The sequence below is a fragment of the Halanaerobium kushneri genome, assembly GCF_900156285.1.
GTDB lineage: Bacteria > Bacillota > Halanaerobiia > Halanaerobiales > Halanaerobiaceae > Halanaerobium > Halanaerobium kushneri.
This window is the reverse complement of the sequence record NZ_FTNC01000022.1, coordinates 12,724-23,881: the sequence shown is the minus strand read 5'-3', so window position 1 is coordinate 23,881 and position 11,158 is coordinate 12,724. Positions and strand designations below refer to the sequence as shown.

Here is an 11,158-nt window from a genome sequence, read left to right as displayed (position 1 = left end):
GTATTATTTTAATTTTCTGACTTTTATTGCTGTAAATTAAGCCGGCAGGTATACTGCTGGCCTAATCTTTAATTAATTATAACTACCCTAAAACTGATAACAGTACTCCCGCTGCAACAGCAGAACCAATTACTCCTGCTACATTAGGTCCCATAGCATGCATTAATAAAAAGTTCCCTGGATTTGCTTCATTTCCAAGCTTCTGAGAACATCTAGCTGCTTCAGGTACTGCTGAAACACCTGCTGCACCAATTATTGGGTTGATTTTTCCATTTGTTAAATAATACATTAATTTCCCCATCATTAAACCTGAAAAAGTACTTAAGGCAAAAGCAGATAATCCCAGTCCAATAATGGAAATAAACTGAATAGTAAAAAACTGTTCAGCTTTCAAACTTGCACCAACACTCAACATTAAAAGAATTGTAACAATATTTATCATTGCAGTACTGGCAGTATCTGATAATCTTTTTGCAACTCCACTTTCTTTTAATATATTTCCTAACATCAGCATACCAACCAGAGTTAATGCCTGTGGTACAATTAATCCAACAATTAATGAAACCAGAATTGGGAAAATTAATTTCTCAATTTTTTTAACTCTCCTCATCTGACCCATTTCAATTGATCGTTCTTCTTTGGTAGTAAAAAACTTAATAATTGGCGGCTGAATTAAAGGTACCAGAGCAATATAGATATAAGCTGCAATAGCTATTGGCCCCAGTAAATGCGGTGATAATAATGATGTTAAATAAATAGATGTTGGTCCATCTGCACCACCAATTATTGCAATCGAACCAGCCTCTGCTGGATTAAATCCTAATAATCTTGAACCAAAAAAAGTAGTAAATATTCCCAACTGAGCCGCTGCCCCCAACAACATTGTTTTGGGTTGAGCAATTAGTGGTCCAAAATCAGTCATAGCTCCAATTCCTAAAAATATTAAAGGAGGATAAATCCCCAACCTTACACCCTCATAAAGATAATGCAGCAAACCACCAACAGTTTTAGCTGTTGGGCCGGACATTAATCCTGTTCCTGGAATATTAGATAGGAAAATACCAAAGCTAATTGGTAATAGTAAAAGGGGTTCATATTCCTTAAATATTGCAAGGTACATTAAAATAGCTGAAATGATAATCATTCCAATATGACCCCAGCTCAATTGAGCAAAACCACTTCCCTGTAAAAATAATATTATTTTATCTGTCACAAATAGTACACCATCCTTTTACTGTTAATTTAAAATAAACAAATTATCTCCAGAATTAACCTCTTTACCTTCTTTTACACATACCTCTTTAATTACACCATCTTTTGGTGCAGTAATATCATTTTCCATTTTCATTGCTTCCAGTACTGCTAGATGCTGTCCTTCCTGAACTTCTTCTCCTTCTGTAACAGCAAGCATCAGGATCTGACCTGGCATTGGTGCTTTAATTTCCAGTTCGTCATCTTCAGAAACCGAAGAAGTTCTTGATTTTTCTTTACTCTTAATTTGAGCTGCTCTCTTTTTAGCTGCTGACTGTTTATCTGTTGTACTATTACTATCTTTTGAAATAGTAGAAAACTTACTTTTACTCTGATTATTACTTTTATTAATTGATTTAATATTATTACCCTCATCAACTAATTCTACTTCAACTTCATAAATTTCGTCATCAATTTTTATTTTATACTTTTGCATATTTCTTCCCTCCTGAGTAGTAAATCCTGCCGGATGATCTTTAAGATACGAATCTATCGCTGCAGCAATAACAGCTCTTTTCTTCTTTTCTGTTTTTGCTATATTTCCTTCTTTTTCAACCTGCTTTTTGGTTTCTTTTTTACTTTTTAAAAAGAATTTTTCCATTAACCAGCCCTGAAGCTTCAAAATGATAGTTAATAAAAGCAGTACTAAAAAAACAACGGAAAGTCCAATTACGGTAATCTCCAGTGTTTCTCCTAAGACATTCATCTAATTCCTCCCAACTTAAAATAATCAAATAATTGTAAAAGCAATTTCAAACTACTATTTTATAACGGAATATTACCGTGCTTTTTATCCTGTCCATCTTCGCGTTTGTTAATCATCATCTCAAGACCATTAATTAGTTTATTTCTGCTTTCTTCCATCTTGATTACATCATTTACCATTCCTCTTTTTGCTGCAATATATGGATTGGCAAAGTTATCCTTATATTCGTCTATTTTCTCCTGCCTCAGCTGACCTGGATCATCTGCAGCCTTTATCTCTTTTCTGTAAATTACATTGGCTGCTCCCTCCGGTCCCATAACTGCTATCTCTGCTATCGGCCAGGCATAAACTAAATCAGCTCTTACCGAACGACTTCCCATCGCTATATACGCTCCTCCATAAGCTTTGCGCATTATTAAAGTAATCTTGGGTACTGTCGCTTCTGAATATGCATACAGTACTTTCGCTCCATGCCTGATTACTCCTCCGTATTCCTGTTCAACTCCGGGTAAATATCCGGGAACATCTACTAACGAAATAATGGGAATATTAAAACTGTCACAGAAACGAATAAATCTTGCTATCTTAGTTGATGCATCAATATTTAAACAGCCGGCTAAAAATTGAGGTTGGTTTGCTACTATCCCCACACTGCGCCCATTTAATCTGGCAAAACCGATTACTGCATTTTTAGCAAAATAAGGCTGAATTTCCATAAAGCTATCCCTATCAACCAAAATTTCTATTACATCTTTAACATTGTAAGCTTTTTTCGGGTTTTCATTTACTATCTCTTTTAATTCTTCTGTACTTCGACCTGGACTGTCATTACTCTCCAGGCTTTCAGGTTCTTCTTTAAAATTATCGGGTATGTAAGATAATAGTTTTCTGATCCTGGTTAAAGCTGCTTCCTCATTAGCTTCCATAAAATGAGCTACACCACTAATTTCATTATGGGTGGCTGCTCCTCCAAGTTCTTCTGCTGTTACTTCTTCCCCAGTTACTGACTTAACTACACTGGGACCGGTTATAAACATCTTGGATGTCTGGTCAACCATAACTATAAAATCTGTAATTGCTGGTGAATAAACTGCTCCACCGGCACAGGGCCCTAAAATTGCTGTAATCTGGGGTACCACACCAGAAGCTTTAGTATTACGATAAAAGATCTCTCCATAGCCATTAAGGGAGTCTATACCCTCATTGATTCTTGCTCCACCGGAATCATTTAAACCAATAACTGGCGCACCGTTCTTAACAGCTAAGTCCATTACTTCAGAAATCTTTTGTGCATGAGCTTCTCCAACAGAACCTCCCATTACTGTAAAGTCCTGAGCATAAACATAAACCAGCCTACCTTCGATAGTTCCATAACCTACTACTACACCTTCTCCTGGCACTTCCTTTTCGTCCATGCCTAAAGATGTACTGCGATTTTCTACAAACATATTTAATTCATTAAATGTGTTATCATCAAGTAAGTATTCTATTCTTTCTCTGGCGGTTTTTTTATTCTTTTTGTGCTGCTTTTCTATTCTTGCCTGGCCACCACCCTGTCGAATCGTCTCTTTTTTATCTTCTAATAATTTTTCCTTATCTTCTACTGACATTATTATTCCTCCTTAGCAAATGGTTCACATAACTCTAACAAGACTCCGTTAGTACTTCTGGGATGAACAAAAATAATTTTCATATTGTCTGCACCAGCGCTTGCCTTATTTCCTATCAATCTAGCTCCCTGAGCCTGCATTGCTTTTATCTTATCCTCAATGCTGTCGACTAAAATAGCAAAGTGATGAATCCCTTCCCCGTTCTTTTCGAGAAATCTGGCAATAGTACTCTCTTCATTTAAGGGCTCAAGCAACTCTATTTTACTCTCTCCAACTTTTAAAAAAGCTATCTCAACCGCCTGTGTCTCCACGATTTCTCGCTTAATAAATTTTAAACCCAGGATGTTTTGATAAAAGTTAAGGGCATTCTCCAGATTCTGAACTGCAATCCCTATATGTTCTATATTTTTGAGATTCATTTTACCTCCTTTACTTAATCGACACCATTAAGGATAGCAAAAAACTGACCACAAGTCAACTAAGATTGTTAAATTATTATCAACAAACTCCTCAACAAGCTGAACTGGCGCGGTTTCTACCGCTAATATTTTTGCTAAATAATCTTCAAATATGCTGGCCTGTTGGCTCAATCACTATTACCTTTTAACTTCCTGATCTAAGCAAACAAATAAATTCATCCAGGCACTGATTAAATATTCTCAACATAATTTACTATCTCTGATAGAGGAGTACCACTAGCAAAAATTTTTTTAACTCCTAACTGATAAAGATAATTATAATCACTCTGAGGAATTATTCCCCCTATAATAACAGGAGTATTTTCTATTTTTTCTTCCTCCAATAATCTAAATAACTTTTTTAAAAGAGTTTTTTGAGCCCCAGAAAGAATACTAATGCCAATCAAATCAACATCTTCCTGCAGGGCAGTGCTCACAATATCCTGAGCTGTATTCCTGAGACCGGTATAAATTACTTCCATCCCTGCATCTTTTAAAGCCCGTGCAACCACTTTTGCTCCCCGGTCATGGCCATCCAGTCCTAATTTAGCAATTAAAATTCTTTTTTTACTTTTCAATAGAATCCTCTCCTATCTAAATTTAATATTTTAATCTAATTTTATTCTTTCTTCCCCACTATAAATGTTAAAACGCTTACCCCTGCAGAAACCTATCAAAGTCAGATTTCTTGCTCTAGCTATTTTAATTGCCGCCTCTGTCGGGGCCGATCTTGAGACTAAAAATGGTATTTTTTGTTTCAGGATTTTCACAACCATTTCCGAAGAAATTCTACCACTGGTGAGAACAATTTTATTTGCAAGTTGAATATTGTCCTTTAATGCCCTGCCAATAACTTTGTCGATGGTATTATGACGTCCGATGTCTTCAAACTGATAAATAATCTGATTATCTGTAGCCAGGGCTGCAATATGAGTCCCCCCTGTCTGGTGAAAATATTCTGTATTCTGCTGTAAGTTGCTCATTAAAAGCGGAATTTTAGCTGCAATAACTTTTAGGTCAGAACTAATGTTTTTGGCTGCTGCACAGTCTTTAAGATTAATAAAAGTTGATCCTCCTCCACAACCCGATGTTAACGTTCTTTTTTTATAGGCTGCTGGTGAGAAATCTCCTTTTACTTCAATCATAGCCACAGTTTTGTCATATTTAAAATCAATTTTTTTTAGATCATTTTCAACCTCGATAATTCCTTCTGCCGCCAGAAAACCTATAATCAATTCTTCCAAATTTTCCTGAAGCACCATCAGAGTCAAAAACTGATAGCCATTTATAAAGAGTGTCAGTGGTTCCTCACTAATTATCAAATCCTGTTCATCAATAAATTTGTTTATTTTAAATTTTCTGATATTTTTTCTGATTATAACCTTCTCTTCCATTTCTTACACTCCTCTTAAAACTATTACTAAACAAAACCCAAACTAATAAAGCCTCTTTAATGCAGTCACTTTGTATATTTTTATACTTCTCTAATAATTACTATTAACCTTTATTTTTTTATAAAAATTTGGAAAGAAAAAAATGCCCGGAGAGCACTTTTCAGGCCCCGGACATTTAGAATTTTTTAGCTTTTGTATTTCGAAGTAATACCAGTTAATTTCTGTGCCATTTCGGCAAGATCTTCTGCAGCATTGACTATATCAATAGTTGAATTACTCTGCTCATCTGAGGCGGCTGCTACCTCTTCTGCAATTGAAGCAGATTCCCTACTTATTTCCGAGATATCCTCTACAGCTTTACTAACATCTTTACTATTATGCTTCATCTCCTGAGAATTATCAGCAATTTCATTTATTAAACTACTCAATCGCGAAACAACACTTTCAATTTCTGCAAAAGTTCTTTCCGCTTCTGCAACTGCTCTGCTGCTTGCTCTAACTCCCTGATCAGATTCTGTCATCATCTCTGTAGTGTCGCTGACTTTTGTCTGAATCTCTTTGATCAGACTATTTATCTCATCTGTTGCCTGAGATGATTCTTCTGCAAGTTCTCTTATTTCTTCTGCAACAACACTAAAACCACGACCAGCTTCGCCAGCCCTTGCAGCCTCAATTGCAGCGTTTAAAGCCAGTAGGTTTGTCTGATCTGCAATTCCATTAATAATCTCAACAATTTTACCAATCTGTCCGGATAATTCATCTAATTCTGATACACTCTTTAGAACATTTTGCTGATTATCAACTACAACTTCTATCTCATCTGCCGTAGTTTTTACTGCTTTATTTCCTTTATCAATCTCTTTTCCTGCTTCATCAGCTTCAGTTTTAATCACTTCTGCTTTTTCAGTAATCGCATCTATTTTTTGATCAAGCTCTACTATGTTTTCTTCCGTTTGAGCAAGTTTATCGTTCTGCATAACTGTTCCTTGAGCTAAATTGTTAATAGAACGACTAACTTCCTCAGCCGAAGCTGACATTTCCTGACTGCTGGCTGAAAGTTCTTCACTTGATGCTGCCAGATTTTCAGCAATATCAGACTCTTTTTTAACCGATTCTAAAAGATTATCTTTCATTCGCTTTAAAGCGACCGCAATTGAACCTATTTCATCACTACGAATGCTGTATTTTGTGAGAAGTTCTTTGTTATTATCTCTTAGATCAAAATCTGCCAGTCGATCTATAATTCCTGTTAATAAACTAATTGGGCTGGCCAGATAACTGGCAATTAAATAGGTTAGCAATAAAGAAATCAATAAAATTATGAGCCCAATTATTAAAAACTGATTTCTTAACTCTAAATATGAACTTTTAATATTGTCAATATATACTCCGGTACCAAGAATCCAACCCCAGGGTTCAAATCCCTTAACATAAGAGAGTTTTGGTTCAATACGATTTTCCTGATCATAATACTGCCACTGATATTCTACAAAACCAGCCTCATTTTCTTTTACAACCTCAACCATTTCTCTAAATAAATATTTTCCATCTGGATCTTGAATTGAGCCAATATTCTCACCCTCTAAGGACTTAGAGTAAGGATGCATTATCATTACAGGCTGCTGATCATTAATCCAGAAATAATCTCGATCATTCTGGCCAAAAGTCATCTTTTCGACAGCCAAAGCAGCTCTTTTCTGAGCTTCTTCTCGACTTATTTTACCGTTTATTTCCATCTGGTAATAATATTCTATGACTCCAAGTGCCGAATTTACCATTTCTCTAACCTGAGTTTCTTTTTCCTGATAAAGTGTGTCATTCAAATTGTTTAAAGAATAAAAGCCAAGAGTAATCACAGTTATAACAACCAACATTACAATAAATGTTATCATTTTCTTTTTTATACCAAACTTAATCTTCTGCACTAAATACTAACCTCCCTAAAAAAATAAATATAATTATTCTGATAAAAATAATCATATTTGTTATTAAATATACTTCTTTACTCAGGTTGATTTTCCTGCTTTAAAAAGAAAAAAACTGCCGGAAAGCAGTTTTTTTTACAAAATTAATATTTTAATTTAAAATCAACTATATTTTTAAGCTGTTGACCATTGAGATAGCTCCGCAAATTGTCTTTAAAAATTTCAAAACGCCGCTGGTCGTTTGTAGGCGAAAAGCCAGAAGTATGCGGTGTTAAAATCACATTATCCAGATCCCAGAGTTGACTGTTTTCCGGCAGAGGCTCTGGATCTGTTACATCAAGTCCTGCTCCTGAAATCCAGTTGTTTTTTAGAGCCTCAATCAGCTGATCCTGTTTAATTAAAGTACCTCGACCTATATTAACTATAAAAACAGAGTCTTTCATTAATTTAAATTCATCTCGTCCAATTATGCCTTCTGTTTTAGGAGTAGCCGGGAGAGTCAAAATAAGATAATCCGATTCCTTTAATAGTTTATCAAGGTCATCACTTAAATATATTTTATCCACATATTCGGGAGTTTCAATCATGGTTCTTTTTAAGGCCAGAACTTTAGCTCCCCAGGCCTTTGCTCTTTTAGCCACTGTACTACCGATATCCCCAAAACCTAAAATCCCAACTGTGGAATTAAAGAAATCCTTAATTTCAGTTTTACGCTGCCAATTTTTGTCCTTCTTATCATAGGCATAATCAATTAAATTCCGATTATGAGCCATAATCATCGAAAATACATGTTCGGCTATTGGTTTCCCATAAACTCCACTTGAATTTGTCAGTAAAACATCATTTTTTTGATATATTTCTTGATTTGCATAGCGGTCAACACCAGCACTGGGGAGATGAAGCCACTTCAAATTTTCAGCCTTTTTGACCAAATCAGTTTTGGGCCAGCCAAATACTATCTCCGCCTCTTTAAGTAAAGGTAGATAATCCTCGCTGGAATCAATTAAATTTAGTTTGAGTTCCGAATCCAGCTGATTTATTTCTGCTTCAGCTCCTGCTGGCAGGTCAAAAATTTCATTTTTGATAACTAATATATTGTGCAATTTAGTATACTCCTCTCTTTTATTTTAAAACTAAAATTTTTGAAAATTTAGCTTTCCAGTTCTTCAATTTTAGCCTCTATTAACGATACAATCTCTTTGATTGTTTTTTCGCCCTCAATTTTTAGAATCGGACAATTTAATTTCTGCATCCACTCTTCGTGGGTTCTCCTGTTTCTGAATTCCGTCTGATCATAATCATATCTTGCCGCTGAATCTAAAAATTTCTGGTGCCTCTCAAACATTTTACCTCCGGGCAGCACTGCACTGCCGAACCGCTGCTGCTCTCTGCTTTTTAGCCTTCTTAATCTAACATTAATTGGTGTCCAGAGATAGATCACAAGATCAAAGGAATCCCTAAAAACATCTCCCCAGCCACAAAAAGAACCACTAATTATCCAGCGGCTTTCATTTCTAAGATCTTTTTTTAGCAGACAGCGGCGTTCTTCAATTGAACGTAGTTGCTGATAGGGGGGATCAGTTGGTTTCCAGAAATAATTATCAGCATCAAAATGAGCAAAATTATGTTTTTTGCTCAGTGCTTTAGCAACTGTTGTAGTCCCAGAACCTGATGGTCCTAAAATATGTAGATGATTTATCATTTTTCTGCTCCTTATTAGCTAAATTAACATTCTGTTAAGATATTTATTCAATAAATTTAGTTAATTACCTGCTTTTAAAACAAAAAGCGAGCAGAAATCTGCTCACTTTCATTAAGAAACAGTCTTTTCACTAATTATTAATCTAAGTGAAATAAGCATTTCTACTCCACCAATTATAAAGTAAATAATATGCAAAAAATTAATAGTTCTCATCATTACACACTGGACAACAATCCAACCAGCAAGAACAAGCCCCATAAAATGGCTAATATAAAAGCTATAATCATAGTTTTTAAATAAAATAACTGCTGCAAAAATATTACCTAATCCTATAATTACAAATAAAATTATACCTGGAACTAAAAAACTATTAAAAGGTGAGTTCTCTAAAACATCAATAGGAATCCCCATTGGGCTAAGCGGATTAATAATTGCCCCTCCACCGCCAAATAAAGCACCTATTCCAACAAAAAAATGAAAAAAAGTTAATAGTTTTTTCATAATTTTCCTTTCTTATCAGGCTTCAGCGCTATTAGTTATTTAATCAGCTTCTGAACTAAATTTGGAATTTCTCCTTTAATTTTTTTAAAATAAGCCATTAAAAAATTCCTCCACATTTATATTTTTGTCTCCTATAATAAAAAATATTTAAATCTCAGCGTAAATTTTATTAACTTAAAGTTCTTAGAATCAATTTAACTTTACAGCTGTACCGTAAGCTAAAATTTCTGCTGCGCCGCCCATTACCTGTGAGGTTGTAAAGCGAACATTTACTACTGCATCCGCATTTAAACTTTCAGCTTCCTCAATCATTCTTTTTAGAGCCTCTTCTCGAGCTTCACTAATCATCTGAGTATATTCCTTTACCTCGCCTCCAACTATATTTCTTAAGCCAGCCATAATGTCACTGCCAATATGTCTGGCTCTAATTGTATTTCCCCTTACAAGACCCAGCTGCCCCGATATTTCTCTACCTGCTACACTCTCAGTATTTACGATGATCAAATTTTTCATTTTTTTTATCCTCCCACCTTTCCTTGATTAAGGCAATTAAAATTATTAGCAGAGCAATAATTAAACCACCAAGAGCAAATCTAATTAAAAGTGGTAAACCTGGGTCATTAATGATGACCAGCATTAAATGATAAAGACCACTCCCGATTAGAAAAGCAAGACTGATTAACAGAAGAATTATTCCAATTTTTTTCAGCATTTACATCACCCTTAAAATAAAAAGTGTTCACTTTTAAACCTTTATAACATCAAGAATCGCAAGCAAATAAAATATAATCCCTGATAAGCCAATTAACCCCAGATACTTCAACTTTGGGTATTTGTATCTAAAAGCAGAAAAGAAACTCAAATTCTAAATTATCAATGCGTTTCCTCCCTTTTTGGTCCCGGGTGCATAGAAAAATATCCCATTTATTTAAAACTGGAAAATCATATAGGCCTCTCTCCATGCTGCAGCTGCAAGTATCAAGAATGAAATAATAATTGCAAAGTAGTTTTTCTTCTTTAGTTTATCTCGCTCCGATTTAGGTACAGCTTCAGATTTTTTTAAAAAACTCTCTGACTTATTTATCGCTATTTTATCAGTGGCCACAGCCAGAAGTACGGCAGCCATCATCTCATATGGTCCACTTCGCATAAACACTTTCCAGCTCGGCGCCAACTTTTCTGTCATCTGAATAGCAAAAGAATTTGTACCAAGAATTAGACCATATAGTGTGGTCCAGGCCAGAGGGACCAAATAACCAAAGGCAAAATATTTAACCCGGAGAATATAATTACCAGCTATAATAACAAAAAACCCAAGTGTATTTATAATAAAAATTTTAAAAAATTCTAATACCAAACTGAAAGCTGCACTATCTCCGGCCAAATTACTAAGAGCCATTCTTCCTCTTAATAAACCATCTGGCAGAAAATGATAGGAAATAAACCAGCTTGAAAAAAGCAGGAATAATGAAAGTAAATATAGACCAAAAAATCTTACAATTATTCTATCACTTTTTAATAAATTTTTCACTTTTTTCTCCTTATCTCAGCTACTGTTAAATTTTAAATTTAACTGTCAATTATTAGAAAATATCAATTCTAATCTATATA

The 11,158-nt window shown here is 34.8% G+C and carries 13 protein-coding genes; all 13 read right to left on the bottom strand.

The genetic code is table 11. The features are described from left to right. Nucleotides 1-82: 82 nt before the first annotated feature. Nucleotides 83-1,213, bottom strand: coding sequence for a sodium ion-translocating decarboxylase subunit beta (locus BW929_RS12085; RefSeq protein ID WP_076545747.1), 1,131 nt, complete (start codon nucleotides 1,211-1,213; stop codon nucleotides 83-85). A gap of 24 nt (nucleotides 1,214-1,237) precedes the next feature. After that, a complete protein-coding gene (locus tag BW929_RS15085; RefSeq protein WP_084566203.1) occupies nucleotides 1,238-1,957 on the bottom strand; it encodes an OadG family transporter subunit in 720 nt (239 codons plus the stop codon). A gap of 59 nt (nucleotides 1,958-2,016) precedes the next feature. Further along, nucleotides 2,017-3,567 (bottom strand): acyl-CoA carboxylase subunit beta, encoded by a 1,551-nt coding sequence (locus BW929_RS12070; RefSeq protein WP_076545746.1) that lies wholly within the window; start codon nucleotides 3,565-3,567, stop codon nucleotides 2,017-2,019. A 2-nt stretch (nucleotides 3,568-3,569) separates the two neighbouring features. Then, a complete protein-coding gene (gene mce, locus BW929_RS12065) occupies nucleotides 3,570-3,986 on the bottom strand; it encodes a methylmalonyl-CoA epimerase (protein ID WP_076545745.1) in 417 nt (138 codons plus the stop codon). A 230-nt stretch (nucleotides 3,987-4,216) separates the two neighbouring features. Continuing rightward, nucleotides 4,217-4,603, bottom strand: coding sequence for a cobalamin B12-binding domain-containing protein (locus tag BW929_RS12060; RefSeq protein ID WP_076545744.1), 387 nt, complete (start codon nucleotides 4,601-4,603; stop codon nucleotides 4,217-4,219). Between the two features lie 30 nt (nucleotides 4,604-4,633). Then, a complete protein-coding gene (gene fdhD, locus BW929_RS12055; protein WP_076545743.1) occupies nucleotides 4,634-5,419 on the bottom strand; it encodes a formate dehydrogenase accessory sulfurtransferase FdhD in 786 nt (261 codons plus the stop codon). A 185-nt stretch (nucleotides 5,420-5,604) separates the two neighbouring features. Then, nucleotides 5,605-7,344 carry a methyl-accepting chemotaxis protein gene (locus BW929_RS12050; RefSeq protein WP_076545742.1) on the bottom strand — a complete coding sequence of 580 codons (1,740 nt, stop codon included), beginning with the start codon at nucleotides 7,342-7,344 and terminating at the stop codon, nucleotides 5,605-5,607. A gap of 143 nt (nucleotides 7,345-7,487) precedes the next feature. Then, nucleotides 7,488-8,447, bottom strand: a complete 960-nt coding sequence (locus BW929_RS12045; protein WP_076545741.1) for a D-2-hydroxyacid dehydrogenase — start codon at nucleotides 8,445-8,447, stop codon at nucleotides 7,488-7,490. Between the two features lie 47 nt (nucleotides 8,448-8,494). After that, nucleotides 8,495-9,046: an AAA family ATPase gene (locus BW929_RS12040; protein WP_076545740.1), complete on the bottom strand. Its 552-nt coding sequence runs from the start codon at nucleotides 9,044-9,046 to the stop codon at nucleotides 8,495-8,497. Between the two features lie 111 nt (nucleotides 9,047-9,157). Continuing rightward, on the bottom strand, nucleotides 9,158-9,547 hold the full coding sequence (locus BW929_RS12035) for a hypothetical protein (RefSeq protein WP_076545739.1): 390 nt from the start codon (nucleotides 9,545-9,547) through the stop codon (nucleotides 9,158-9,160). Nucleotides 9,548-9,736: 189 nt separating this feature from the next. Further along, nucleotides 9,737-10,060, bottom strand: coding sequence for a YbjQ family protein (locus BW929_RS12030; protein WP_076545738.1), 324 nt, complete (start codon nucleotides 10,058-10,060; stop codon nucleotides 9,737-9,739). After that, nucleotides 10,032-10,259, bottom strand: a complete 228-nt coding sequence (locus BW929_RS12025) for a hypothetical protein (protein ID WP_076545737.1) — start codon at nucleotides 10,257-10,259, stop codon at nucleotides 10,032-10,034. The genes BW929_RS12030 and BW929_RS12025 overlap by 29 nt, the downstream gene beginning before the upstream one ends. Before the next feature lie 216 nt (nucleotides 10,260-10,475). After that, a complete protein-coding gene (locus BW929_RS12020) occupies nucleotides 10,476-11,078 on the bottom strand; it encodes a hypothetical protein (RefSeq protein WP_076545736.1) in 603 nt (200 codons plus the stop codon). Between the last annotated feature and the right edge of the window lie 80 nt (nucleotides 11,079-11,158).